Origin of the sequence: Streptomyces sp. SID10853 (assembly GCF_010548145.1) — a bacterium.
Classification (GTDB): domain Bacteria; phylum Actinomycetota; class Actinomycetes; order Streptomycetales; family Streptomycetaceae; genus Streptomyces.
On sequence record NZ_JAAGLN010000046.1, the window covers coordinates 13725 to 38494 of the forward strand.

The window sequence follows — 24770 nt, forward strand, 5'->3', positions numbered from 1 at the left end:
GGGCGGCAGCGCCCGTACGGGAGAACACCGGCCCACCCGATCCAGCCGCGCACCCGCTGCGCACCATCTGTGAGGTACCCCCATGCGCATACTCGTCGTCAACGTGAACACCACCGAATCGATCACGGAGGCGATCGCCGCACAGGCGAGGTCGGTGGCGTCGGCCGGCACGGAGATCGTGGGCCTGACCCCGCGCTTCGGAGCCGAGTCCGTGGAGGGGAACTTCGAGAGCTATCTCGCGGCGATCGCCGTCATGGACCGGGTCCTCTCCTACCCGGAGCCCTTCGACGCGGTCATCCAGGCCGGTTACGGCGAGCACGGCAGGGAGGGGCTCCAGGAGCTGCTGTCGGTGCCCGTCGTGGACATCACCGAGGCGGCGGCGAGCACCGCCCTGTACCTCGGACACACCTATTCGGTGGTCACCACGCTCGACCGGACGGTCCCGCTGATCGAGGACCGGCTGAAGCTCGCGGGGCTCGACGCCCGGTGTGCGTCGGTGCGGGCCAGCGGCCTGGCCGTGCTGGAGCTGGAGGAGGACCCGGCCGCCGCCGTCGAGTCGATCGTGTCGCAGGCCGAACGTGCCGTGACCGAGGACAGGGCCGAGGTCATCTGCCTGGGCTGCGGCGGCATGGCGGGGCTGGACGAGCAGATCAGGAAGCGCACCGGTGTCCCGGTCGTGGACGGTGTCGGCGCCGCCGTCACCGTGGCCGAGTCACTGGTCAGGCTCGGCCTCTCCACGTCCAAGGTGCGCACCTACGCGGGCCCCAGGCCCAAGCGCGTCACCGGCTGGCCCGGCGCCGCCTTCGCGGAGGCGGGCCCGGCGGCCGGCCACGCCGACGCGCACGGCTGAGCGGTCCAGGACCGCGCGTCACGTCCACACCGCCCCCACCGCGACGAAGCCCCCGATCAGTACGAACAGGATCGCCAGCAGCGGCCAGACGAACCGCAGGTACTTGTCGTAACCCACCTTCGCCAGCGCCACCCCGCCGATCGTGACGGCGGTGGTCGGGACCCAGAGGTTCATCCAGCCGCTCGCCGACTGCCAGGCAGTGACGACCAGGGCGCGCGGCACCCCGGCGAAGTCGGCCAGCGGCGCGAGGATCGGCATCGCGAGCGTGGCGTGGCCCGAGGTCGAGGGGATCAGGAAGGCCAGCGGCAGATTGACGAGGAAGACGAAGAACGCGAAGACCGACGAGGACGTGCCGGAGACCAGGCCCTCGATGGAGTGCAGCACGGTGTCGGTGATCTGCGAGTTGTTCATGATGACCGTGACACCGCGGGCCAGCACGATCACCAGCGCCGGCGAGATGAAGTCGGCGGCGCCCTGCACGATCGTCGCACTCAGCTTCTGCTCGCCGAGCCGGGCCACGATCCCGACGAGCACCCCGGCCACCAGGAAGAGAGCGGCCAACTGCGGGAAGGACCAGCCCAGTTCGAATCCGTACGGGGTGGCGTCGGCGTCCCCCGACAGGGCGCTCGCCCAGGGCACGACCGAGAAGATCATGAAGGCGAAGGTCAGGGTGACGAGCACCAGGATGACCTTGTGCAGGGTGGTCAGCGGCGGGGGCTCCGCCGCCCCGGTGGCGCTCTGTTCGCGGTCGCCCGGCAGGAAGCCGGAGAGCGACCGCCCTGGATCGCGGCTCACCCGTCTCGCGTAGCGGATGACGTACGCGATGGTCACCGTGGTCAGGACCACCCACATCAGCCCGCGCAGCACGATGCCGTCGCCCAGCGAGATGTCGGCGGCGGAGGAAGCCACCCCGGTCGCGAAGGGGTTGACGGTGGAACACAGCACACCGATTCCGGCGCCCAGGATGATCGTGCCGGTCGCCACCATCCGGTCGTAGCCGAGCGCCAGCATCAGCGGGACGATCAGCCCGTAGAAGCCGAGGGTCTCCTCGGCGAAGCCCTCGACCGTACCGAGGAGCGCGAACACCAGCATCACCCCCGCGATGAGCAGCGCCCCGCGCTCGCGGAGCCGGTGGGCGAGGCGGCCGATGCCCAGGTCGAGCGCGCCGGTCGCGAAGACGACCGTGATGAAGGCGCCGATCGCGAGCACGAAGAGGAAGACGCCCGCGCTGCCGTACAGGTCACCGGCCATCGTGGGGCCGACCTGGCCGGTCTTCGCGTCCTGGACGCCGTAGAGGCCGTTGACCGGGGAGAGGAAGAGATCGTTGAGCCGGTGGACGATTCCCCGGTCGGACGCGACCCGGTGGTAGGTGCCCTGGATGGGCGCCCCCGATGTGTTCCTGCGGTATTCGCCCGGCGGGATCAGGAAGGCGAGGGCCCAGACGGCGATGGTGACGACGGCCAGGACGGTGAGGGCGCTCGGGAAGACGAATCCGCGTTTTCCCGGTGGCTTCCCCTCCGGGGCCTGCCGGGTCTGGACGGTGCTCACGCGACGGCCCCATGGCCCGGGCCCGGTGCCGCGGGCCCATGGACCGGACCCGGTGCGGCCGAGCGGGTGACGGGCCCGCTCGCCCGCGCGTACGGCACGACGGTCTGCGCGGTGTGCCCGGCCGGGGAGGCGTCGGTCCTGGGTCCCAGCTCCATCGTGCAGCCCCTGTTCGCTCCGGAGGATTCTGCGCCAACGGGACCACAGGGAGCGCGGGGGCGCATGTTGCCACGGCGGGCGGGCGGCGACCGATGAGTTCTCGTACCGGATCCGGTCTCAAGGGTATGGACATCGAAACGGACACAGAAGCGACGGACGCGGACGGCCCCAAGAACCAGGACGGCGGGCGGCCCGATCTGGAACCACCGGCCCGGCACATGGCAGAGCTCGCCGGCGCCGTCGGGGACGGGCAGCTGGGTGACCGCACGCCCTGCCCGGACTACGCGGTACGGGACCTGCTCGCCCATGTCTCCGGACTGACGGTGGCGTTCTGCGCCGCGGCGAAGAAGGAGTTCGGGCCGCTCACCGACACCGCGCCTGGCACAGTGCCCAACCCCGAGCTGGCCGCGGACTGGCGCACGGCGCTGCCCCGGCAGCTGGCGGACCTGATCGCGGCCTGGCACTCCCCCGCGGCATGGGAGGGCGAGACCAGAGCGGGCGGTTTCACCCTGCCCGCGGTGGTCGCCGGACGGATCGCGCTCAACGAGCTGGTGGTGCACGGCTGGGACCTGGCCCGCGCGACCGGGCAGCGGTACGCACCGGATCCGGCGAGCCTGGGTGTCTCGTACGCGCTGCTCGGGCAGCCGGACAGCCCGACACGCGCTCCGGCCTTCGGCCCGGCCGTCGGGGTCGCACGGGACGCCCCGTTCGTCGACCGGGTGATCGGACTCAGCGGGCGCAGCCCGGACTGGAAACCCTAGAGGCTGTGCGGGGGCGGGGTCCGGTGGCGGCGCAGCCTGAGGGGTGCGTAGACGATGAGCCCGGTCAGGAAAGCCGCGTAGTAGGCGAGGTCGGCGCCGTGCAGTGCGGAAGCCACCGGGCCCGTGTAGAGGCCGGTGTTCATGAACGGCACCGCCGCGGCGAACGCGGCGCAGAACGCCACCAGCGCGGGCCGGCCGGACCGCGTACGGACGCTCTCCGTGGTCGGGTCGACCCCTTCGCCCGTGCGGGCCCGGGCGAACCAGTCGACAGCGACGACGGCGACGAAGCCGGGAATCCAGTAGCCGACGAAGAGCAGGACGTTCTGGAAGCGGGCCGCGGTGTCAGCGGCGTGCATCCACAGCACCAGCGGGAATCCGAGTACGGCGGCGATCGCGGCCGCGACCGGGCGCGGGACGCGCAGGCCGATGGTCTGCAGGGCCAGTGAGCCGCTGTAGTCGTTCATGGCGTTGCTGCACAGGGCGGCCAGCGCCACGGCCAGCAGCCCCAGCGCGCCGAGCACACCGCCGCCCAGCAGCCGGTCGACACCCCGGGCGGTCTGGTCGGTGAAGACGGCGGCCCCCCAGAGCCCGAGTGACTGGACGGCCACGAAGGAGACGCTCACACCGAGGAGCGTGTACCAGAACATGCGGGGGCGGGAGGTGTTCTGCGGCAGATAGCGGCTGAAGTCGCTGGCGTACGGGGCCCACGACAGCGCGAGGCTGAGCGCGATGGTGCTGGTCAGGATGAACGCGCCCGCGCGGTCGGCGCCGTGCGCGCTGCCGGCCGCGGTGTGGACGCTGTCCGGCAGTCTGAAGGCCAGGGCGACGAACGCGGCGGCGAGTACGAAGGTCATCAGCTTCTGCAGCCGGTGGATCGCCTCGTAGCCCAGTACGCCGAGTGACCCCTGCCCCAGCATCATCAGCAGCACGCCCAGCCAGAACGGCCAGCCGCAGAGCCGGGCCAGCGCGTCCCCGCCGAACAGTCCGATGAGCGCGTCCCAGGCCACCGACGACAGCCACTGCAGCAGGCCGGGCACCGTGACGGACCGGCCGAACGCGAGCCGGGCCAGGGGCAGTTGGCCCGCGCCGGTGCGGCTGCCCCAGGTTCCGAGGTACGCGGTGGGCACAGCGCCTGTCAGGGTGCCCAGCACCACGGCGGCCAGCGCGGTGGGCAGATCGAGGCCGAGGGCGATACCGACGGTGCCGGTGAAGACCCCGGTCATGGTCAGGTTCGGGGCGAACCACACGGTGAACAGCCGTCCCGGGCCGCCGTAGCGGTGATGGCCGGGCACCGGCGCTATTCCGCGGGCCTCGATCCGCAGGTCGCCGGGCTCGGCGGGCATCCGGCCGTCGAAGACGGACTGCGGTCCGGTGGCCGGTGTGCTGCTGGGAGCAGGTGGCAATGACATGAGCGACATCCCTCCGCCAGTACTAACTGGTTCAGGTTCGGCGGGTGTGATCTCAGCCCCTGGGCGGGGCACCCCGTGTCCGTTACGACTGCAAGGCTAACGCGCGGCGTCACGCTGTCCGCGGTGAGGGTGGGCGGCCGTGCGCGGCTCAGCTGGTGAAGAAGTCGCTGACCGCGGCCGAGAACTGTGCGGGCTCCAGGGCGTGCACGGTGTGGCCGACCGGGATCGTGATGACCCTGGAGTCGGGGATCCCCGCCGCCATGTCGGAGATCCGCCCCTGCGGCATGGAACTGTCCGGGCCGCCGGTGACGATCAGCGTCGGGGCGACGATCTCGCCGAGCCGTTCGGCCCACTCGGGGCTGGGCCGCCCGATCTCGTTCCTGATGGCGGAGACCACGTTCCAGTCGTAGTCGACCGGCCCTTCGGGACTCGCCGTTTCGGCCATCTCCCTGGGGTACGGCGGCGGAGTCTCCTCCAGGACGAGCCGCTCCACCCGGTCCGCGTGCTCCTGGGCGAGCAGATAGGCGACGACACCGCCCATGGAGTGGCCGACGATCCCGACACGCTCCAGTTCCAGTTCGTCCAGGAACCCCAGGACGTCGTCGCGCATGAGCTCGAACGAGTACTCGTCCGGCCAGTCGCTCTCTCCATGTCCGCGCAGGTCCAGGGCGTACACCCGCCACTCGGCGCCGAGCGCCCGGCCGGTCTCCTCCCAGGTCGCGGACGAGCCGCCGAGCCCGTGCAGCAGCACCACCGGCGCGCCGAAGGGGTCGCCCCAGGCGCGGTATGCGAGCCGTACGTCGCCGACATCGACCACGGAGTGATCGTCGGCCGCTGAGTGATCGTCCATACCGCAGACGCTACAGCGCGCGGCCCGGCCCCCACGCCACGTCGCATATGGAAGCGCCCCGGACACGTAGAGTCACATCAGGGCAAAATACGCCATTCCCCATGACCGGATCGAACCTGATCGCGCACGCTTCGCCCAACTCCCCCGTCCCCAGGGGTGTACGACCCTCAGAACAGCTGATAGGAAAGCTTCCTAACAGAACGCCGACGCACCAACTCCCCTTGGAGGACCGGTGAAAGCCCCCCACCGCACCACCGCTGGACGCAGCAAGAGGATCATCACGCGCACCGTGCTCGGACTGGCCCTGGTAGCCGTACCGGCCACCGCCTACGCCGCCAACGCCCCTGCGGAGCAAGCGAGTTCGCACCGCGCTCAGCAGGTGGCCGTCGCCGCGACCGGACTCGACGACCCGGCGAAGAAGGAGATCGCCATGAAGCTGGTCTCCAGCGCCGAGAACTCCTCGCTGGACTGGAAGGCCCAGTACAAGTACATCGAGGACATAGGAGACGGCCGCGGCTACACCGCCGGCATCATCGGGTTCTGCTCGGGCACCGGCGACATGCTGGACCTGGTGAAGCTGTACACCGACCGGGAGCCGGGCAACCCGCTCGCCAAATACCTCCCCGCGCTGGAGAAGGTCAACGGCAGCGACTCGCACTCGGGGCTCGGCTCGGCCTTCGAGAGCGCCTGGAAGACCGCGGCCAAGGACGCCGTGTTCCAGACGGCGCAGAACGACGAGCGCGACCGCGTCTACTTCGACCCGGCCGTCAAGCAGGGCAAGACGGACGGCATCGGGGTCCTGGGCCAGTTCGCCTACTACGACGCCATCGTCATGCACGGTGACGGCGACGACAAGACCAGCTTCGGCTCCATCCGCAAGAGGGCGCTGGCCAAGGCCAAGACCCCGGCCCAGGGCGGCGACGAGACCACGTATCTCAACGCCTTCCTCGACGCCCGCGTCTGGGCGATGCAGCAGGAGGAGGCCCACAGCGACACCAGCCGGGTCGACACCGAGCAGCGCGTCTTCCTGAAGGACGGCAACCTCGACCTGCACACACCGCTCAACTGGAAGGTCTACGGAGACCCGTACAGCATCGGCTGACCGGGCCGCGGACAGGGGCGGGGCGCGTTCCGCACCAGTGGTGCGGGCCGCGCCCCGTATGTCATGCCTCGGTCACTCGCACCCTGGGCGGGCGCGCGCCACCGTCAGTGCAGTGCGGCTGCCGCCTTGGCGACGGCCTGCTGTGTCGCGTTGTCCTCGGTGGCCGGTTCCTCAGGGCCCTCCGGGGCTCCGGCGTCCTTCCTGCGGCCCAGGTGGTTGAAGGCCAGGTTGAGCACGATGGCCACCACACACCCGGTGGATATGCCGGAGTCGAGCACCACCAGGACGTTCTTCGGGAACGCGTGGTAGAAGTTCGGCGCCGCGATCGGGATCAGGCCGATACCGAGCGAGGTGGCGACGATCAGGGCGTTCTCACCCTTCTCCATCGCCGCGCCGGCCAGCGTCTGGACACCGCTGGCGGCGACCGAGCCGAAGAGCACGACCCCGGCACCGCCCAGAACCGGCAGCGGTACGAGGGCGATCGCGGCCGCTGCCATCGGACAGAGACCGAGCAGGATCAGGATCCCGCCGCCGGTCGCCACGACGTACCGGCTGCGCACCTTCGTCATCGCCACCAGGCCGATGTTCTGGGCGAAGGCGCTCGCCATGAAGCTGTTGAAGAACGGGCTGATGAAGCTGGACAGGGTGTCGGCGCGCAGGCCCCCCTCGATGGTCCGCTCGTCGGCCGGACGCCCGACGATCTTGCCGAGCGCCAGCATGTCGGCGGTCGACTCGGTCATACAGACCAGCATCACGATGCACATCGAGATGATGGCGGAGACCTCGAACTGCGGGGCGCCGAAGTGGAAGGGCGTCGGGAATCCGATCGGGTCGGCGTTGCGCATCGCGTCGAAGCTGGTCATGCCCATCGGTATCGCGATGAGCGTACCGACCACCAGACCGAGCAGGATGGCGATCTGCTGGAGGAAACCGCGGAGCAGTTTCCGCAGCGCCAGAACGATCACCAGCGTGAGGGCGGCCATTCCGATGTTCTTCATCGAGCCGTAGTCGGCGGCCCCCTCGGTACCCTGCGCCCAGCCGAACGCGACCGGCAGCAGCGAGACCCCGATGAGGGTGATGACAGTGCCGGTGACGACCGGTGGGAAGAACCGGAGCAACTTGCTGAAGTACGGGGCGAGTACGAACCCCAGCACACTGGCGACGATGATCGCGCCGAAGATCACGGCGATGCCGTCGTGTCCGCGGCCCTTGCCGATGGCGATCATCGGGCTGACGCCGCCGAACGAGACACCGTTGACGAACGGCAGGCGGGAACCGACCCGCCAGAATCCGAGGGTCTGGAACAGGGTGGCGATGCCCGCGGTGAACAGGGCCGCGCCGACGAGGAACGAGGTCTCCTTGGCGCTGAGCCCCACGGCGGGGCCCACGATCATCGGCGGGGCGACAACCCCCGCGTACATGGCGGCCACATGCTGGAGGCCGCTGCTGAACATCTTGACGGGCGGGAGGACTTCGTCGACCGGATGCTTCGAGGTCGTCTTTCCCGTATCCGCTGAGGTGGAGCCGGGGTCCGCGGAAGTGTCTCCGGAGGTCCCGGGTGATTCGGTGTCGGCGGCTGTTTCTGCTGCATCAGTGCGAAACCTGGGCTCGGCGGCCACGGTGGCTCCTCCGGTCGGGTACACGTCGGCGGTGACGTGGGTATCAGGGAGGTGGTGCGGAATGCAGGTGCGGCTGCGGGGAGGTGCGGGCGGTGCTTGCGGGCGGTGCTACTGCGTTTCTGAGTCGGGTACCGGGCGGGGCACGGGGGTTCCGGCGAGGGTTTCCGGGTACGTCACCGTCCCGGAGGGCGTATGCACTCTGGGCACACACCCCCCGGTCACGGCTGCCGTGAACCCCGCTCGGGTTCGCGGCCGCCGGCCGGGGACCGTCCTCCCCGGCCGGAGCTTCTTTCGGACGTCAGGCCCGCGCGGCGATCTGCGCCAGGCGCCGGGCCTCGTCCCGCGTGGAGCGGGCGATGGCGTCCTCGTCCACCGTGGTCAGGTGGTTGTCCTCGACGACGGGCTTGCCGTTGACGAGGGAGAGCGTGACGGGGGCCGCGGCACCGAAGACGAGCGCGGTCACCGGGTCGGCGATGGAGGCGTGGGCGAGGGTGTCCATCTTCCACAGCACGAGGTCGGCGAGCTTCCCCGGTTCCAGCGAACCGATCTCCGAGGCGCGGCCCAGGACCTGAGCACCACCGTAGGTGCCGAGGCGCAGCGCCTGCCGGGCGTTGAGTGCCGCTTCGCGGTGGGCGCCGAGGCGGTTGATGAGCAGGGCGTTGCGCAGCTCGGTGTGCAGCTCGCCGGACTCGTTGGACGCGGTGCCGTCGACCCCGAGGCCGACCGGCACGCCGGCCTTGAGCATGTCGGGCACACGGGCGATCCCGGCCGCCAGACGGGCGTTGGAGGACGGGCAGTGGGCGACGCCGGTCCCGGTGCGCGCGAAGGCGGCGATGTCGGAGTCGTTCATATGGACGCAGTGCGCCATCCATACGTCCTCACCGAGCCAGCCGGTCGACTCGAAGTAGTCGGTCGGGCCCATCCCGAACAGTTCCTTGCAGAACTGCTCCTCCTCGACGGTCTCGCTGCCGTGGGTGTGCAGGCGTACGCCCTTGCGGCGGGCCAGCTCGGCACCCTGCTTGAGCAGTTCGGTCGAGACGGAGAAGGGCGAGCAGGGCGCGACGGCGACCTGGGTCATCGCGTCGAAGGAGGCGTCGTGGTGCTGGTCGACCGTCGCCTCGGTGGCCGCGAGCGCGCCCTCCAGGGTCTCGACGGCGAAGTCCGGGGGCAGCCCGCCGTCCTTCTTGCTGCGGTCCATGGAGCCGCGGGCCAGCGTGAACCGTACGCCCATCTCGGCGGCGGCGCCGATGACGGCGCCGGACAGGTCGCCGGAGCCCTGCGGGTAGACGTAGTGGTGGTCCATCGCGGTGGTGACACCACCGCGGGCCATCATCGCGAGGGAGCCCTGCGCGGCCGAGCGGACCATCTGCTCGTCGATGCGCGCCCAGGTCGGGTAGAGCGCGACGAGCCAGTTGAAGAGGTTGTGGTCGGTGGCCACACCCCGGGTGATCCACTGGTAGAAGTGGTGGTGGGTGTTGACCAGACCCGGCGTCACCAGGTGCCCGGTGCCGTCGATCCGGCGTTCTACGCCGGTGAGTCCTTCGGGGGCCTTGCCCGCGCCGACGGATTCGATGCGATTCCCGGCGATCACGACATGACCCGATGCGTACTCGGTGTCGTGTGCGTCGACCGTCGCGATGGCTACGTTCTCAATGACCGTGCGCGCGGCTGCCGTTGCTGCCATGGGGATACCTTCTCTCGCAGTGGCGATGTGGGCACGGCAGGACCCCAGGAGGATTTGAGTGCCGCAGCCGCGTGGCTCCGGGTGCCGAAAGTAGTGAAGTGAAGTGGTGTGTCAGGTCCGTTCGGTGCGCCGCCGCCGGCCGGTGCGGCCCGGCGGCAGCGCCCCGGGCGGGTCTCAGAGGTTGGTCATGTCCACCGGGATACGGGGATCGGCGCCGTCCCGCAGGATGGTCGCCTCGATGAGTCCGTACGGGCGGTCGGCCGCGAAGTAGACCTCGTTGTCGTTCTTGAGCCCGAAGGGCTCCAGGTCCACCAGGAAGTGGTGGCTGTTCGGCAGCGAGAACCGGATCTCGTCGATCTCGCTGCGGCTGTTGATGATGCGCGCGCCCATCTGGTACATGGTCTGCTGCAGGGAGAGCGAGTACGTCTCGGCGAAGGCCTGGAGCATGTGCTTCTTGCTCTGCTCGTAGGACCTGTCCCAGTTCGGCATGCGCTCCGCGTCGCTGGACCAGCTGTAACGCCACTGGGAGGACACCGCGGTCGCGAGGATGCGGTCGTAGGCCTCCTTGAGCGTCGTGTACTTGTCCTTGGCGTAGCCCCAGAACTCCGAGTTGGTGGAGTTCATCACCTTCAGGTCCTTCAGACCCGAGATGACCTGCCAGTTCTCACCGTCATAGGTGATCTCGGCGGTGCGCAGCTCCTGGCCCTTGCGGACGAAGGAGTGCTGGACGTCGTCGGCGCCGATGAACCGCGAGCTCGCGTCCGAGGTCGCGATGCGCTCCCAGGCGTACTCCTCGATCCGGATCCTGGCGCGGTGGATCCCCTCCTGGCTGGTCACGAAGTGCCGGGCCAGATGGATGCCGAACTGCTCGGCGGACTCGATGCCGTGCTCCTTGGCGAACGCGTACACCGTGTTTTTGGTGGTGTCGGTCGGCAGGACGTTGGCGTTGGAGCCCGAGTAGTGGACGTCGTCCATGTCGCCGGAGAGGGCGACCGAGACGTTGAGGTCCTTGATGTGGTGGGTGTCGCCGTCCCGCGTGATCTTGACGACGCGGTTCTCTGCTTTGCCGTACTGGTTCTGGCCGAGAATCGTGGGCATTTCGGTACTAGCTCCCTCGGTATACGGAGTAGCCGAACGGGTTGAGCAGCAGCGGTACGTGGAAGTGCTCACCCGGGACGACGGCGAACGTGATCGCCACCTCCGGGAAGAAAGCGCCGCTGTCCCTTACGCGGGGGGCGTCCTGCTGTTCCTCGGCTTGTTTCTTGGCAAAGTACGTCTCGGTCTCGAAATCGAGGCGTACGTGGGTGGTTCCTTCCGGCAGGGCCGGCAGGTCCTTGCAGCGCCCGTCCGCGTCGGTCGCGGACCCGCCGAGCGCTGTCCACTCGGCGCCGTGGCCACTGCGGGCCGCGAGCGAGATGGCGACACCTTCGGCGGGGCGTCCCACGCTGGTGTCCAGGATGTGCGTGGACACCGATGCGGTGGTCTGCGTGCTCAAGACCTTCACTCTCCTTCTTCCGCGGCCGCCGCGGGCTGCGCGGCTTCCGCTGCGACCAGATTCAGCCGGATGCGGTTGATCTTGCCGAGTTCGGTGCGCACGATCGCGCGTTCCTGCTCGGGCGTATTGCCGGACCGGGCTTTCATCGCGTCGCGCATCTGCTCGCCGGTGGCACCGGTCGCGCAGATCAGGAAGACATGTCCGAACTTCTCCTGGTAGGCCAGGTTCAGTTCGAGCATCTCGGCCTTGAGCTCCTCGGTCGCTCCGGCCATCCCCCGCTGTTCACGGGAGGACGTCGGGTCTCCGGGTTTCGGCCGCCCGATCGGCGGGTGCCCCGCCATCGCCTCGGCCAGGTCTTCCGTGGTCAGCTCGGCCGTGGCGGCGTCACTGGCGAGAAAGAGGGCTTCAGCTGTGGCGTAAGGGCGCTGGGCGAGGATTTTGCTCCCCCAGACCGAACTGGCGCAGACCTCGTGAAGCACGGCTAGCGCCGCACTGTCCCGCAGGGTGTTGAACCGGGCGAGACCTCCGGGGGTTCCGGGGTTCTCCCCCGGCAAGCGCTCTGGACTCGAAGTCACGGGGACCTCCGTGGCCTTGTATGGGCCTTGTGCTGGACGGGCTGCGGATAGCTAACGCCCTCGGAAACACCACGTCAACACTTTGTTGAAAACTTTGACGAGACAAAAGCCGCCGTCCGGGATCCCGGACGGCGGCTGTCGGCCGTGGCGTGGCCCGTCGGCGCCGCCACGGGAACGCTCACTCGCTCTTGGTGACGTTTTCCCTGTTCAGGTAGTTGTAGACGGTGAAGCGGCTGACTCCCAGCGCACCGGCCACCGTCTCCACACCGTGGCGCACCGAGAAGGCGCCCCGCGCCTCCAGTATCCGCACCACGGCCTGCTTCGTCCTGCGGTCGAGCTCCGAGAGCGGCACCCCGTGCCGGCGTTCGAGCGCCGCCAGGATGTGGTCCAGGGAATCCGAGAGCTGCGGCAGCCGTACGGCCAGGACGTCCACCCCCTCCCAGGCGAGCACGACGTCGTCCTCCGTCGCCTGGCCCGGTACGAGGATCTCGGCCCCCATGGCGTCGACCAGCGGCTTCACCGCGGCGACGAGTGGGTGGTCTCCCGGCTCGGTCACTTCACGTCCTCCCCGTCCTGCCCGATCACGTTCACCTGGAGGGACACCCGGGTGGCGCCCGCGCCCAGGGCCTGGCGCAGCAGTGCGTCCACCGCGGTCAGCACCGCGTCCGAGGCACCCTCGGCGGTGTTTCCGAACGGTCCGACATCCACCGCGTCCAGCTCGGCGGCCTGGATGACCTCCCGGGCGACCACCGCATGGGGCGGCGCATCGTCCAGATCAAAGGGCTCCGTCGTGAATTCCACTCTCAATCGCACGCGCTCAACCTACTGCGCGCCGGACGAAAAAAGGCAGGCCCACTTGACAGCTCAGCAGGTCGGCAGGCAATCTTCCATCAAGTAGAAAGTAACTTCCGCAATACGGAAGGAGCGCCGAACGCCTTATGGGCTACACGGACCAGCGCTTCGATGTGAACCTCTCGATCCTCTTCACGGAACTCCCGCTTCTGGAGCGTCCCGCGGCCGCCGCCGCGGCCGGTTTCAGCGCGGTCGAGCTGTGGTGGCCCTGGATCGAGACCCCCACCCCGCCGCAGGGCGAGCTCGACGCGCTCAAAAAGGCGCTCGACGACGCCGGTACCCAGCTGGTGGGTCTCAACTTCTACGCCGGCCGGCTCCCCGGCCCGGACCGGGGCGCGCTCTCCGTCCCCGGCGAGGAGTCCGACCGCTTCCGCGCCAACATCGACATCGCGGCCGACTTCGCCGCCTCGGTCGGCTGCAAGGCGCTCAACGCGCTGTACGGCAACCGGGTCGAGGGCGTGGACCCGGCCGTCCAGGACGAGCTGGCCCTGGAGAACCTCACGGTAGCGGCCCGCGCCGCCGACCGGGTGGGCGCGATCCTGCTCATCGAGGCGCTCAACAAGCCCGAGTCGCCGCTGTGCCCGCTGGTGAGCGCTCCGGCCGCGATCGACGTGGTCAACAAGGTCAACGCCCTGACCGGGCTCGGGAACGCGAAGTTCCTGCTCGACCTGTACCACCTGTCGATGAACGGCGAGGACCTCAACGAGGTCATCGACACCTACGCCGCACAGACCGGCCACGTACAGATCGCGGACAACCCCGGCCGCGGCGCGCCCGGCACGGGTTCGCTGCCGCTGGAGGACCTGCTCGACCGGCTGAGCAAGGCCGGCTACGACGGCTGGGTCGGCCTGGAGTACAAGCCGGGCGACCGCCCGAGCGCCGAAGCCTTCGGCTGGCTCCCCAACTGACCATCTCCACCCGCGTGTTGAAAGAGGACCCCCGCATGAGCAATCTCCCCAAGGTCGCATGGATCGGCCTCGGCATCATGGGCTCCCCGATGTCCGAGAACCTGATCAAGGCCGGCTACTCGGTGACCGGCTACACCCTGGAGCAGGACAAGCTGGACCGGCTGGCCGCCGCAGGCGGCACCGCCGTCTCCTCGATCGCCGAAGCGGTGCGCGACGCCGACGTGGTGATCACCATGGTGCCCGCGTCGCCGCACGTCGAGGCCATCGCGTACGGCCCTGACGGCATCCTGGAGAACGCCAAGGCGGGCGCGCTGCTGATCGACATGTCGTCGATCACCCCGCAGACCTCGGTCGACCTGGGCAAGGCCGGCGCCGAGAAGGGCCTGCGCGTCCTGGACGCCCCGGTCTCCGGCGGCGAAGCCGGTGCCATCGAGGCCGTACTGTCCATCATGGTCGGCGGCGAGCAGGCCGACTTCGACACCGCGAAGCCGATCCTGGACGCGCTGGGCAAGACCATCGTGCTCTGTGGTCCGCACGGCTCGGGCCAGACGGTGAAGGCCGCCAACCAGCTGATCGTCGCGGTCAACATCCAGGCGTGCGCCGAGGCCGTGGTCTTCCTGGAGAAGTCCGGTGTGAACCTCAACGCCGCCCTCGACGTCCTCAACGGCGGCCTGGCCGGTTCGACCGTCCTGACGCGCAAGAAGGACAACTTCCTGAACCGGGACTTCAAGCCCGGCTTCCGGATCGACCTGCACCACAAGGACATGGGCATCGTCACCGACGCCGCCCGCAACGTCGGCGCCGCACTGCCCGTCGGCGCGGTCGTGGCCCAGCTGGTCGCCTCGCTGCGCGCCCAGGGCGACGGCGGCCTCGACCACTCCGCGCTGCTGCGCTCGGTCGAGCGGCTGTCCGGCCAGCAGGTCTGACCCCGAGGCTCCCCTTCCGGGGCTCCGTCCGGCCCCTTCCGAACTCCGGTCCGCGGCAGCGCTGACACCTGTCCTGTCGCGCCCAGGCGCTGCCGCGGTCCGGTCACCTCACACCTCAATTTCAACAAACTGTTGACGCGGCGTTCGCAGCGTATTTACGCTCCTCAAGCCGTCAGCAGCCCCAGTACGGAAGGTCCACGATGTCGAAGCGCGTGCTTACGACCGAGTCAGGCGCCCCGGTCGCCGACAACCAGAACTCCGCCACCGCCGGCGTCGGCGGCCCGATCCTCCTCCAGGACCAGCACCTGCTGGAGAAGCTCGCCCGGTTCAACCGGGAGCGCATCCCGGAGCGTGTCGTCCACGCCCGCGGCTCCGGCGCCTACGGCTACTTCGAGGTGACCGACGACGTCACCGGCTTCACCCGCGCCGACTTCCTCTCCAGCGTGGGCAAGCGCACCGACACGTTCATCCGCTTCTCCACCGTGGCCGACTCGCTGGGCGGCTCCGACGCCGTACGGGACCCCCGTGGCTTCGCGCTGAAGTTCTACACCGACGAGGGCAACTACGACCTCGTGGGGAACAACACCCCGGTCTTCTTCATCAAGGACCCCATCAAGTTCCCGGACTTCATCCACTCGCAGAAGCGTGACCCGTTCACCGGCAAGCAGGAGCCCAACAACGTCTGGGACTTCTGGGCGCACTCCCCCGAGGCCACCCACCAGGTGACCTGGCTGATGGGCGACCGAGGCATCCCCGCCTCGTACCGGCACATGAACGGCTACGGCTCGCACACCTACCAGTGGACGAACGCCCAGGGCGAAGCCTTCTTCGTCAAGTACCACTTCAAGACGAACCAGGGCGTCCGCAGCCTCTCCGCCGACCAGGCTTCGGAGCTGGTGGGCAAGGACGGCAACAGCCACCAGACCGACCTGCTCCAGGCGATCGAGCGGGGCGTCAACCCGTCCTGGACGCTGCACGTCCAGATCATGCCGGCGGCCGAGGCGGCCGACTACCGCTTCAACCCGTTCGACGTCACCAAGGTGTGGCCGCACAGCGACTACCCGCTGCAGCGCGTGGGCCGTCTGGTCCTGGACCGCAACCCGGACAACGTGTTCGCCGAGGTCGAGCAGGCCGCGTTCTCGCCGAACAACTTCGTCCCCGGCATCGGTCCTTCGCCCGACAAGATGCTCCAGGGCCGTCTCTTCGCGTACGCCGACGCGCAGCGCTACCGCGTGGGCATCAACCACACGCAGCTGCCGGTCAACGCGCCGCGGAACGCGACCGTCGACAACTACGGCCGTGACGGCCACATGGCGACCCGCTACGGCTCGCGCGACGACAAGAACTACGAGCCCAACTCCCACGCGGGCCCGGCCCAGACGGACGCGCCGCTGGCCGCCCCGCTGGCCGTGACCGGCTGGACCGGAGCGCAGGGCGCCGCCGAGCACGTCAAGGACGACGACTTCTTCCAGGCGGGCGAGCTGTACCGGCTGATGTCCGACGACGAGAAGTCGCGGCTGATCGCCAACATCGCGGGCGGCCTCTCGCAGGTCACCCTCGAGGACGTCATCGAGAAGAACCTCGCGCACTTCCACGCCGCCGACACGGAGTACGGCAAGCGCGTCGAGGAAGCGGTCCGCGCTCTGCGCGAGAACTGAGTCGACCGATAGACGGCGCTGGTGACTTGACGGGAGGTCAGGTCACCGGCGCGGTCCGGTCCGCCGTCCCGATGAGGGGTGGCCGGCGGCCCGGACAAGCCTGCGGACCGCGGCGGAGTGACGATGCCAGTGCGGTGGTCAAGGCTTCCCCGGCGCTCTCCTGATGTGAAGGAGAGGGACCGGGGAGCCAATCGCACTCCGCCGCGGTCCCCTGCTGTCCCGGCACGGAACACCTCCCCCACCCAGAGCCTCCCCGCTCGGAGCGTCTCCCCATGCCCCGCCCGGCGGCGCGAATGTCCTGTCGCGCCCAGTCTCGTGCCGTCGGGCGGTCATCAGCAACACGAGCCGGAGTGCGGAACAGGGTCCACGATCCCTTGTTCCGCACTCCTTTCGTGTGCCCGGGACGGTGCTCGCGTGCCCGGGACGGTGCTCGCGTGCCCGGGACCTGTGCTCGCGTGCCCGGGACTGTGACTGTGCTGGTGTGCCCGGTGGGAGGGGGCAGCCCGACGGCCTCAGTACGCCTGGCACCAGGCGCGCACCAGGCCACACCAGGCGCACCACCGCACGCCGCCCGGAGGCCGCCCCCGCGTGCACCACACACCGCGGACCGCGCACCACGCACCACACACAAAAGGGCGGGCCCGCCGTTGCCGGCGGGCCCGCCCCTCTTCGTCCGAAGGTCAGGACGTCTTGAGCGGGAGGATCGCGGTCGGAGCGTGACCCTCCTCCGTCGCGATGTCCTCGAACTCGTTGACACCGGCCAGGTCGGTGCCGCTCATCGAGATGTTGGTGATCCGCTCCAGGATCGCCTCCACGACGACCGGGACGCGGTACTGCGCGGCCAGCTTCTTGGCCTCCTCGAAGGCGGGCAGCAGCTGGTCGGGCTCGGTGACCCGGATCGCCTTGCAGCCCAGGCCCTCGGCGACCTTGACGTGGTCCACGCCGTACACGCCGAGCTCGGGAGAGTTGATGTTCTCGAACTCCAGGTTGACCTGGAAGTCGATGTCGAAGTTGCGCTGGGCCTGGCGGATGAGGCCCAGGTACGCGTTGTTCACCAGGACGTGGACGTACGGGATGTTGTGCTGCGCGCCGACGGCCAGCTCCTCCAGCATGAACTGGAAGTCGTAGTCACCGGAGAGCGCGACGACCGTCGCACCGGGGTCGGCGGTGGCGACACCCAGCGCGGCCGGGATCGTCCAGCCCAGCGGGCCCGCCTGGCCGCAGTTGATCCAGTGGCGCGGCTTGTAGACGTGCAGCATCTGCGCGCCGGCGATCTGGGAGAGGCCGATGGTCGTGACGTAACGGGTGTCGGGGCCGAACGCGCGGTTCATCTCCTCGTACACACGCTGCGGCTTCATCGGCACGTTGTCGAAGTGCGTACGGCGCTGCAGCCTGGCCTTGCGGTCCTGGGCCGACGCGGCCCACTCCTTGCGGTCCGGGAGCTTGCCCGCGGCCTTCAGCTCGCGCGCGACCTCGACGAACAGCTCCAGGGCGGCCTTGGCGTCCGACGCGATCCCGAAGTCGGGGGCGAAGATCTTGCCCAGCTGGGTGGGCTCGATGTCGACGTGGACGAACTTGCGGCCCTTGGTGTACGCGTCGAGCTTGCCCGTGTGGCGGTTGGCCCAGCGGTTGCCGATGCCGAGGACGAAGTCCGACTCCAGGAACGTGGCGTTGCCGTAGCGGTGCGAGGTCTGGAGGCCGACCATGCCCGCGTTCAGCTCGTGGTCGTCGGCGAGGATGCCCCAGCCCATCAGGGTCGGGATGACCGGCGTACCGGTCAGCTCGGCGAACTCCACCAGCAGTTCGGAGGCGTCGGCGTTGATGATGCCGCCGCCGGCCACGATCAGCGGGCGCTCCGACTCGTTGAGGAGCGTGATCGCCTTCTCGATCTGGGCGCGGGACGCGACCGGCTTGTAGACCGGCAGCGGGGTGTACGTCTCCGGGTCGAACTCGATCTCGGTCTGCTGCACGTCGATCGGCAGGTCGATGAGGACCGGCCCCGGACGCCCCGAGCGCATCAGGTGGAACGCCTGCTGGAAGACCCCGGGAACCTGTGCGGCCTCCATGACGGTGGTCGCCGCCTTGGTGACCGGCTTGGCGATCGAGGCGATGTCGACGGCCTGGAAGTCCTCCTTCTGCATCACGGCGACCGGAGCCTGGCCGGTGATGCAGAGGATCGGGATGGAGTCACCGGTGGCCGAGTAGAGACCGGTGATCATGTCGGTGCCCGCAGGGCCCGATGTGCCGATGCAGACGCCGATGTTGCCGGGGTGGGTACGGGTGTACCCCTCGGCCATGTGCGAGGCGCCCTCGACGTGGCGGGCGAGCGTGTGCCGCACGCCACCGGCGGCCTTGAGGGCCGCGTAGAAGGGGTTGATCGCCGCGCCCGGCACGCCGAACGCGTTGCTGACGCCCTCGCGCTTGAGAATCTCGACTGCCGCTCGGGCAGCGGTCATACGAGGCATTGAATACTCCTGCTCGCCAGTCGGAGTGGGCCTCCTGTCGCGCCAACCTGAGATCGCCCAATTCCGTATTACGGAAGTTCATTTCTGCTATACGGAAGCAATGTAAGAGCTGGCTGCGCCTGTCGTCAAGAGAGGGACGACGGACTTACGTCACCTGCGCCAAGTACGCCCGCGGGCCGGTCCGCCTGGTGGACGATGTCCTCATGGGAGAGGGAGCGGGAAAGGGTGCGGGGAGAGGCGCGGACGAGTGGGCGACGAGCGCGGTCGTGTGCTGTCCGGTCTGCCTGAGGGAACACGCCTATACGGCGACGGTCCTGCCCTGCGCCTGCGGCGCCCCGCTCGCCCCGCCACTGCTGGCGGACGCGCCGCCGGTCCAGCTCACCCGCCGGAGCTGGTCGGACGAGTGGGTCACGGTCCGCTGCGCGTCGTGCGGGCGGCAGGACGAGTGGCCGCGGCCCGAGCTGGGATGCTCCTGCGGTACGGTCCTGCGGCTCGCGGTGCGGCCGGTGGCGGATCCCGCCGGCCCTCGGCCACCGGCCCACATACCGCTGCCGCGCACGGCCGCCACGCCCCGGCCCGCCTTCCGTCCCATGCCGATCCGCACCGCGGCCGATGTGGTGTCGACGGCGGCGCGCTATCTGGAGTGGCTGGGTTTCCGTGAGATCGCACAGCCGCAGCGGCGGCCGGCCTCCGGCATCGATCTGCACGGGCCGGGTCTGATCGCGGCCGTGGAGGCCACCACACGGCCCGCCGCGCCGCGCGACATCGAGTGCCTGTGGCTGCACGGCATGAACTCGGCGGCGGTGTGCGTCTTCTTCTCGCTCCCGGGGTACGCCGCTGACGCGCGCACCCGGGCCGACGCCCTGGCCGTACCGCTCTTCGCGCTGGATCTCACGGGCACCCCGCAGCCGGTCAACGGACCGGCCGACGAACTGGTCAGTACGGGCGCCGCGCAGACCTGAGCGGCGCCCCGACCGGGTACAGCCGCACAGGGGCTGTCCGGTGGAAGACCCCTACGGGCGGTAGATCTCGCCCGGCTTCAGCTGCGCGGGGGCGATCAGCTGCGGCACCGTCACGAAGTGGTAGCCGCGCTTCTGCAGGGTGTCGATGATGCCGGAGACCGCGGGCACCGTGCCCTGGTAGATGTCGTGCAGCAGGATGATGCCGTCGGGCTTCGCCTGCTTGAGCGTCCGCTTCTCGATGAGGGCGGTGTCGTTCGTGGAGTAGTCCTTGGCGGTGGTGCTCCACAGCACCTGGGAGACGCCCAGCTCCTTGCAGATCTTGGAGACGTCGTCGTTGGTCCTGCCCTGCGGCGGGCGCATCACCCGGGGCCGCTTGCCGGTGAGCTTCTCCACCGCGGCCTCGGTCCTGTCGATCTCCGCGCGGGCGACGTCGGCCTTCTGCTTCGTGAGGATCTTGTGTGTCCAGGTGTGGTTGCCCACCTCGTGGCCCTCGGCGGCCTCGCGCTTGACCAGCTCGGGGTACTTCATCACATGGTCCCGGCCGAGCAGGAAGAAGGTCGCGTGGACCTTCTTCTCCTTCAGGACGTCGAGCAGGTGCGCGGTGTTCGGACCGGGACCTGCGTCGAAGGTCAGGGCGATGCACTTGACCTTGCGGCAGTCGGCGGGGCCCAGCGGGGCGGTGTCCTTCTTGTCCGCGTGGTCGCGCGCCTCGGACGGCGAGGTGGTCTCCATCGAACAGCCGCTCAGGGCCACGGATATGAGCGCGGCCACGGCAGCGGCCGCCCGGAGCCGCCCGGCCTTCTTCTTCAGCAATGACATGGCCAGGACTATACACAGCATGTATACAGCGAGTGTATAGCGGGGGCCCCGCTCGGCCGGGCGGTGTTCGGACCTCCTTGCCCTCCCCTGCCTTCCCCTTCGGACCCCCGTCCCCCCGCTGCCCCGGACCCCCGGTCCCGCGCTGCTCCGGGGCCCCCGTCCCGCGCCCCTGCGGAACGTCAGCCGCTCTTCTAGACGGCAGTCGCGCCGTACAGGTTCCGCAGCTCCACCTTTCTGACCTTGCCGCTGACCGTCATGGGGAAGGCGTCCAGGATCCGCAGCCCGCGCGGGATCTTGTAATGGGCCAGCCGGTCGCGGCAGAACTCCCGGATCCCGTCCAGCGTCGGCGGATCGGCCGGATCCCGCGGGATGACGCAGGCCAGCACCTCTTCGCCGTACCGCTCGTCCGGTACACCGATCACCTGGACATCGGCGATCTTGGGGTGGCCGTAGAGGAACTCCTCGATCTCGCGCGGATAGACGTTCTCGCCGCCCCGGATGATCATGTCCTTGATCCGGCCGACGATCTGCACATATCCGTCCGCACGGATGACGGCCAGATCCCCGGTGTGCATCCAGCGGCCCGCGTCGATCACCTCGGCGGTCTTCTCCGGCTCCTCCCAGTAGCCGAGCATCACGCTGTAGCCCCGGGTGCACAGCTCGCCCGGCTCGCCGCGCTCCACCGTGACCCCGGTCGCCGGATCGACGACCTTCACCTCCAGATGCGGCAGCACCCGGCCCGCCGTCCCGGTCCTGCGGCCCAGATCGTCGTCGCGGCGGGTCTGGGTGGACACCGGCGAGGTCTCGGTCATCCCGTAGCAGATCGACACCTCCGCCATGTGCATCTCGGAGACGACCCGCTTCATCACCTCCGCGGGACAGGGCGAGCCCGCCATGATCCCGGTACGCAGCGAACTCAGGTCGTACGAGGCGAAGTCCGGGTGGTTCAGCTCCGCGATGAACATCGTGGGCACCCCGTAGAGCGAGGTGCAGCGCTCCTGCTCGACGGCGCGCAGGGTGGCCTCCGGGTCGAAGGAGGCCGCCGGGATGACGATGCACGCGCCGTGCGAAGTGGCCGCCAGATTTCCCATCACCATGCCGAAGCAATGGTAGAAGGGCACCGGCAGACAGATCCGGTCCTGCTCCGTGTAGCCCACCAACTCCCCCACGAAGAAACCGTTGTTGAGGATGTTGTGGTGGGAGAGTGTGGCACCCTTCGGGAATCCGGTGGTGCCCGATGTGTACTGGACGTTGATCGGGTCGTCACAGGACAACAGCGCCTCGTCGAGCGCCACCGGCCCTGCGGCCGCGGCCAGTTCGTCCCAGGACGGGTCACCGATGTAGTGGACGGAGCGCAGCCGCGGGCAGTTGCCGCGCACTTCGCCGACCAGCGCCCGGTAGTCGGTGCCCTTGTGCCCGGCCGATGCGATCAGCAGCGAGATCCCGGCCTGGCGCAGCACGAACTCCAGCTCGTGGGCCCGGTACGCCGGGTTGATGTTGACCATGATCGCGCCGATCCGCGCGGTGGCGTACTGGACGAGCACCCACTCCGGGCAGTTGACCGCCCAGATCCCCACCCGGTCGCCGGTGCCGACCCCGCTGCCGACGAGCCCCCGGGCCAGCTCGTCCACGGCGGCGCCGAACTCCGCGTAGGTCCAGCGCCGCCCGGACGGCACGTCGACGAGCGCCTCGCGGCCCGGGAACGCGGCGACCGCCCGGTCCAGGTTCGCGCCGATCGTGTCGCCCAGCAGCGGTGTCGTGCCGGTGCCGTGTGCGTAGGAGAGGGTCATCGCAGCTCCCCCTCGTCGTACTCGGCGGTGGAGCCCTCCGCGGTCGCCCGGCGCAGTTCGATCCTGCGGATCTTCCCGGAGACCGTCTTGGGCAGCTCGGCGAACTCGATCCGCCGGATCCGCTTGTACGGGGCGAGCACCGCGCGCGAGTGCTCGAACAGCACCTTCGCCACGTCGGGGCCCGGCTCCCAGCCCTCCGCGAGGACCACGTACGCCTTCGGGACGGCGAGCCGCAGCGGGTCGGGGGCCGGCACGACCGCGGCCTCCGCCACCGCCTCGTGCTCCAGGAGCGCGCTCTCCAGCTCGAACGGCGAGATCTTGTAGTCGGACGCCTTGAAGACGTCGTCGGAGCGGCCGATGTAGGTGATGTAGCCGTCCGCGTCGCGCGAGCCGATGTCGCCGGTGCGGTAGTAGCCGCCCGCCATCGCCTCGGCGGTGCGCTCCGGGTCGCCGTGGTATCCCGTCATCAGACCGACGGGCCGGGCGGAGAGGTCCAGGCAGATCTCGCCCTCGTCGACCCCCGGCTCCCCGGTGACCGGGTCGAGCAGTTCGACCTTGTACCCGGGCGTCGGGCGTCCCATGGAGCCCGACTTGAGGAGCTGGCCCGGACTGTTGGCCACCTGGACGGCGGTCTCCGTCTGCCCGAAGCCGTCCCGGATGGTGGTGCCCCAGGCGCGCCGTACGGTCTCGATGACCTCGGGATTCAGCGGCTCGCCGGCCGCCGCGACCTCGCGCGGCGGGGTCCGCAGCCTGCTGAGGTCGGCCTGGATCAGCATCCGCCAGACGGTCGGCGGCGCGCAGAAGGACGTCACGCCCGCCCGGTCCATCTCGGCCATCAGCCGGGCCGGGTCGAAGCGCGTGTAGTTGTGGATGAAGACGGTCGCCTCGGCGTTCCACGGGGCGAACAGGTTCGACCAGGCGTGCTTGGCCCATCCGGGTGAGGAGATGTTGAGGTGGACGTCGCCGGGGCGCAGTCCGATCCAGTACATCGTCGCCAGATGGCCGACCGGGTACGAGGTGTGGGTGTGCTCCACCAGCTTGGGCCTGGCCGTCGTCCCCGAGGTGAAGTACAGCATCAGCGGATCGTCCGCTGCGGTGGCCCCGTCGGGCGCGAAGTCGGCGGACGCCGCCGCGGCGTCCCCGTAGGAGAGCCAGCCGCCGGGGGTGTCGGGGCCGACCGCGATCCGGGTGTAATCGCCCGCCACCTCGGCGAACTTGGCGGTGTCCTCGGTCCGTACGAGCACATGCCGGGCGCCGCCGCGGTCGACCCGGTCGCGCAGATCCGCCGGGCCGAGCAGCGGAGTTGCCGGGATGACGACGGCCCGTAGCTTCATCGCGGCGAGCGCCGTCTCCCACAGCTCCTGCTGGTTGCCGAGGACGACCAGGATGCGGTCACCGGCCCGGACGCCCTGGGCCCGGAGCCAGTTGGCCGCCCGGTCGGACAGCACGGCCATCTCGTCGAACGAGACCTCGGACTCGGTGCCGTCCTCCTCGACGATGTGCAGCGCGGTGCGCTCGTTGCCCCGGGCGATGGTGTCGAACCAGTCGAGCGCCCAGTTGAAATACTCGGGGCGCGGCCAGCTGAAACCGTCGTAGGCCGTGCGGTACTCCTCGCGGTGGCGGAGCAGGAAGTCCCGTGCGGCCCGGAACTCCTCCGTCGCGTTGTTCGACACCATGTGTCCTCCTCATTGCGGGACTGCTGCCCAGCATCGTGTAATCAGTGGCCCGGGTCCCACCACCCCCGAACGGGGGCGAAGGCGTGTCCCGGTGGAGGAGCGCCGGAGCCCTGGCCCGGCGGAGAGGAGCGGCGGCGTGCCGGAGCCGGTCGAAGCAGTGGACATGCGGGCGGCGCTGCTGCGGATGCGCCGGGCCACCGGGCTGCCGGTCGCGTTCGGCGGCCTGCTGACCGGCGCCGGGCAGCTGCGCATCGCGGAGCTGAGCGGCACGGCGACACCGGCGCTGCGCGGCCTCGCGGTATCGGCGGGCAACGGACTCGGCGGAAAGTCGATAGCGCTGTCTCGGCCGTGTGCGGTGACCGACTACCGCTCGTCCCTCCACATCAGCCATGAGTACGACACGGCGGTGGGCGCGGAAGGGCTGCACGCGGTGCTCGCGGTGCCGGTGGTGGTACGCAGGAAGGTACGCGGTGTGCTGTACGGGGCGGTACGCGAACGGCTGTCGTTCGGCGACCGGACGTACAACGCGGCGGTCGAGGCGGCCCGGGACGTCGAGCAGTCGCTGGCGGTTCGCGACGAGGTGCAACAGCGGCTCGCGGCGGCGCGCGAGCCGGTGGCCGGGCCCGGCGCATGGGAGCAGGTGCGCGAGGCGCACGGCGAACTGC

23 protein-coding genes and 1 riboswitch are annotated in these 24770 nt (G+C 69.7%); of the genes, 8 read left to right on the top strand and 15 right to left on the bottom strand.

Going from position 1 to position 24770, the window contains the following annotated elements:
- The first annotated feature begins 82 nt into the window (after positions 1-82).
- Positions 83-850, top strand: coding sequence for an aspartate/glutamate racemase family protein (locus tag G3I19_RS12155; protein ID WP_164263067.1), 768 nt, complete (start codon positions 83-85; stop codon positions 848-850).
- Positions 851-868: 18 nt separating this feature from the next.
- Here G3I19_RS12155 and G3I19_RS12160 read toward each other — a convergent pair whose 3' ends face one another.
- Together G3I19_RS12160 and G3I19_RS37445 are read right to left on the bottom strand one after the other, a co-directional pair.
- Positions 869-2398 (bottom strand): YfcC family protein, encoded by a 1530-nt coding sequence (locus tag G3I19_RS12160; RefSeq protein WP_164263069.1) that lies wholly within the window; start codon positions 2396-2398, stop codon positions 869-871.
- The gene (locus G3I19_RS37445) at positions 2395-2553 is read right to left on the bottom strand and encodes a hypothetical protein (RefSeq protein ID WP_164263071.1); all 159 of its coding nucleotides are present in this window, start codon (positions 2551-2553) and stop codon (positions 2395-2397) included. Before G3I19_RS37445 ends, G3I19_RS12160 begins: the two co-directional genes overlap by 4 nt.
- A 219-nt stretch (positions 2554-2772) precedes the next feature.
- Between G3I19_RS37445 and G3I19_RS12170 the strand changes: the two genes are divergently transcribed.
- The gene (locus G3I19_RS12170) at positions 2773-3315 is read left to right on the top strand and encodes a TIGR03086 family metal-binding protein (protein ID WP_239074201.1); all 543 of its coding nucleotides are present in this window, start codon (positions 2773-2775) and stop codon (positions 3313-3315) included.
- Here G3I19_RS12170 and G3I19_RS12175 read toward each other — a convergent pair.
- Positions 3312-4724: a cytosine permease gene (locus tag G3I19_RS12175; RefSeq protein WP_164263075.1), complete on the bottom strand. Its 1413-nt coding sequence runs from the start codon at positions 4722-4724 to the stop codon at positions 3312-3314. The two genes, G3I19_RS12170 and G3I19_RS12175, sit on opposite strands and share 4 nt — an antisense overlap.
- Positions 4716-4810: riboswitch (TPP riboswitch) on the bottom strand. It overlaps the preceding gene by 9 nt.
- 62 nt (positions 4811-4872) lie before the next feature.
- A complete protein-coding gene (locus G3I19_RS12180; RefSeq protein ID WP_164263077.1) occupies positions 4873-5574 on the bottom strand; it encodes an alpha/beta hydrolase in 702 nt (233 codons plus the stop codon).
- A gap of 232 nt (positions 5575-5806) precedes the next feature.
- Between G3I19_RS12180 and G3I19_RS12185 the strand changes: the two genes are divergently transcribed.
- On the top strand, positions 5807-6676 hold the full coding sequence (locus tag G3I19_RS12185) for a chitosanase (RefSeq protein ID WP_164263079.1): 870 nt from the start codon (positions 5807-5809) through the stop codon (positions 6674-6676).
- A gap of 104 nt (positions 6677-6780) precedes the next feature.
- Here G3I19_RS12185 and G3I19_RS12190 read toward each other — a convergent pair whose 3' ends face one another.
- The 7 genes from G3I19_RS12190 to G3I19_RS12220 all read right to left on the bottom strand — a co-directional run bounded on the left by G3I19_RS12190 (position 6781) and on the right by G3I19_RS12220 (position 12862).
- Positions 6781-8295: a nucleobase:cation symporter-2 family protein gene (locus G3I19_RS12190; RefSeq protein ID WP_164263081.1), complete on the bottom strand. Its 1515-nt coding sequence runs from the start codon at positions 8293-8295 to the stop codon at positions 6781-6783.
- A gap of 298 nt (positions 8296-8593) precedes the next feature.
- On the bottom strand, positions 8594-9979 hold the full coding sequence (locus G3I19_RS12195) for an 8-oxoguanine deaminase (RefSeq protein ID WP_164263083.1): 1386 nt from the start codon (positions 9977-9979) through the stop codon (positions 8594-8596).
- Between the two features lie 174 nt (positions 9980-10153).
- Entirely contained in the window at positions 10154-11077 is a 924-nt protein-coding gene (pucL, locus tag G3I19_RS12200; protein ID WP_164263084.1) for a factor-independent urate hydroxylase, read from the bottom strand.
- 7 nt (positions 11078-11084) lie between these two features.
- Positions 11085-11474 carry a hydroxyisourate hydrolase gene (uraH, locus tag G3I19_RS12205; protein ID WP_164263086.1) on the bottom strand — a complete coding sequence of 130 codons (390 nt, stop codon included), beginning with the start codon at positions 11472-11474 and terminating at the stop codon, positions 11085-11087.
- A gap of 5 nt (positions 11475-11479) precedes the next feature.
- Positions 11480-12049, bottom strand: coding sequence for a 2-oxo-4-hydroxy-4-carboxy-5-ureidoimidazoline decarboxylase (uraD, locus tag G3I19_RS12210; RefSeq protein WP_343235076.1), 570 nt, complete (start codon positions 12047-12049; stop codon positions 11480-11482).
- Between the two features lie 178 nt (positions 12050-12227).
- Positions 12228-12605 (bottom strand): helix-turn-helix domain-containing protein, encoded by a 378-nt coding sequence (locus G3I19_RS12215; RefSeq protein ID WP_164263088.1) that lies wholly within the window; start codon positions 12603-12605, stop codon positions 12228-12230.
- Positions 12602-12862, bottom strand: coding sequence for a hypothetical protein (locus G3I19_RS12220; RefSeq protein WP_164263090.1), 261 nt, complete (start codon positions 12860-12862; stop codon positions 12602-12604). The genes G3I19_RS12215 and G3I19_RS12220 overlap by 4 nt, the downstream gene beginning before the upstream one ends.
- 125 nt (positions 12863-12987) lie before the next feature.
- On the opposite strand from G3I19_RS12220, the gene G3I19_RS12225 reads away from it, so the two are divergent.
- From G3I19_RS12225 to G3I19_RS12235, 3 genes are all read left to right on the top strand, one after another.
- On the top strand, positions 12988-13809 hold the full coding sequence (locus G3I19_RS12225) for a TIM barrel protein (protein WP_164263092.1): 822 nt from the start codon (positions 12988-12990) through the stop codon (positions 13807-13809).
- A 35-nt stretch (positions 13810-13844) separates the two neighbouring features.
- Positions 13845-14735, top strand: a complete 891-nt coding sequence (locus G3I19_RS12230; protein WP_164263094.1) for a 2-hydroxy-3-oxopropionate reductase — start codon at positions 13845-13847, stop codon at positions 14733-14735.
- 200 nt (positions 14736-14935) lie between these two features.
- A complete protein-coding gene (locus G3I19_RS12235) occupies positions 14936-16393 on the top strand; it encodes a catalase (protein WP_164263096.1) in 1458 nt (485 codons plus the stop codon).
- Positions 16394-17073: 680 nt separating this feature from the next.
- Here G3I19_RS12235 and gcl read toward each other — a convergent pair.
- Positions 17074-18858, bottom strand: coding sequence for a glyoxylate carboligase (gcl, locus tag G3I19_RS12240; RefSeq protein WP_164263098.1), 1785 nt, complete (start codon positions 18856-18858; stop codon positions 17074-17076).
- Positions 18859-19061: 203 nt separating this feature from the next.
- On the opposite strand from gcl, the gene G3I19_RS12245 reads away from it, so the two are divergent.
- The gene (locus tag G3I19_RS12245; RefSeq protein WP_239074196.1) at positions 19062-19820 is read left to right on the top strand and encodes a hypothetical protein; all 759 of its coding nucleotides are present in this window, start codon (positions 19062-19064) and stop codon (positions 19818-19820) included.
- A 51-nt stretch (positions 19821-19871) separates the two neighbouring features.
- Here the strand turns inward: G3I19_RS12245 and G3I19_RS12250 are convergent, their stop codons facing one another.
- The 3 genes from G3I19_RS12250 to G3I19_RS12260 form a co-directional block, all read right to left on the bottom strand.
- A complete protein-coding gene (locus G3I19_RS12250) occupies positions 19872-20639 on the bottom strand; it encodes a polysaccharide deacetylase family protein (protein WP_164263100.1) in 768 nt (255 codons plus the stop codon).
- A 191-nt stretch (positions 20640-20830) separates the two neighbouring features.
- The gene (locus G3I19_RS12255; RefSeq protein WP_164263102.1) at positions 20831-22429 is read right to left on the bottom strand and encodes an AMP-binding protein; all 1599 of its coding nucleotides are present in this window, start codon (positions 22427-22429) and stop codon (positions 20831-20833) included.
- A complete protein-coding gene (locus G3I19_RS12260) occupies positions 22426-24105 on the bottom strand; it encodes an AMP-binding protein (RefSeq protein WP_164263104.1) in 1680 nt (559 codons plus the stop codon). The genes G3I19_RS12255 and G3I19_RS12260 overlap by 4 nt, the downstream gene beginning before the upstream one ends.
- Positions 24106-24241: 136 nt before the next feature.
- Between G3I19_RS12260 and G3I19_RS12265 the strand changes: the two genes are divergently transcribed.
- Positions 24242-24770 (top strand): GAF domain-containing protein (locus G3I19_RS12265; RefSeq protein ID WP_164263106.1); only part of this gene is annotated, 529 nt, incomplete at its 3' end.

Coding starts and splice junctions, on each gene's coding strand:
- G3I19_RS12255 (WP_164263102.1), bottom strand. CDS start 22,429: ATGACCCTCTCCTACGCACACGGCACCGGCACGACACCGCTGCTGGGC.
- gcl (WP_164263098.1), bottom strand. CDS start 18,858: ATGCCTCGTATGACCGCTGCCCGAGCGGCAGTCGAGATTCTCAAGCGC.
- pucL (WP_164263084.1), bottom strand. CDS start 11,077: ATGCCCACGATTCTCGGCCAGAACCAGTACGGCAAAGCAGAGAACCGC.
- G3I19_RS37445 (WP_164263071.1), bottom strand. CDS start 2,553: ATGGAGCTGGGACCCAGGACCGACGCCTCCCCGGCCGGGCACACCGCG.
- G3I19_RS12195 (WP_164263083.1), bottom strand. CDS start 9,979: ATGGCAGCAACGGCAGCCGCGCGCACGGTCATTGAGAACGTAGCCATC.
- G3I19_RS12225 (WP_164263092.1), top strand. CDS start 12,988: ATGGGCTACACGGACCAGCGCTTCGATGTGAACCTCTCGATCCTCTTC.
- G3I19_RS12230 (WP_164263094.1), top strand. CDS start 13,845: ATGAGCAATCTCCCCAAGGTCGCATGGATCGGCCTCGGCATCATGGGC.
- G3I19_RS12170 (WP_239074201.1), top strand. CDS start 2,773: ATGGCAGAGCTCGCCGGCGCCGTCGGGGACGGGCAGCTGGGTGACCGC.
- G3I19_RS12155 (WP_164263067.1), top strand. CDS start 83: ATGCGCATACTCGTCGTCAACGTGAACACCACCGAATCGATCACGGAG.
- G3I19_RS12235 (WP_164263096.1), top strand. CDS start 14,936: ATGTCGAAGCGCGTGCTTACGACCGAGTCAGGCGCCCCGGTCGCCGAC.
- G3I19_RS12245 (WP_239074196.1), top strand. CDS start 19,062: ATGGGAGAGGGAGCGGGAAAGGGTGCGGGGAGAGGCGCGGACGAGTGG.
- G3I19_RS12250 (WP_164263100.1), bottom strand. CDS start 20,639: ATGTCATTGCTGAAGAAGAAGGCCGGGCGGCTCCGGGCGGCCGCTGCC.
- G3I19_RS12260 (WP_164263104.1), bottom strand. CDS start 24,105: ATGGTGTCGAACAACGCGACGGAGGAGTTCCGGGCCGCACGGGACTTC.
- G3I19_RS12180 (WP_164263077.1), bottom strand. CDS start 5,574: ATGGACGATCACTCAGCGGCCGACGATCACTCCGTGGTCGATGTCGGC.
- G3I19_RS12175 (WP_164263075.1), bottom strand. CDS start 4,724: ATGTCATTGCCACCTGCTCCCAGCAGCACACCGGCCACCGGACCGCAG.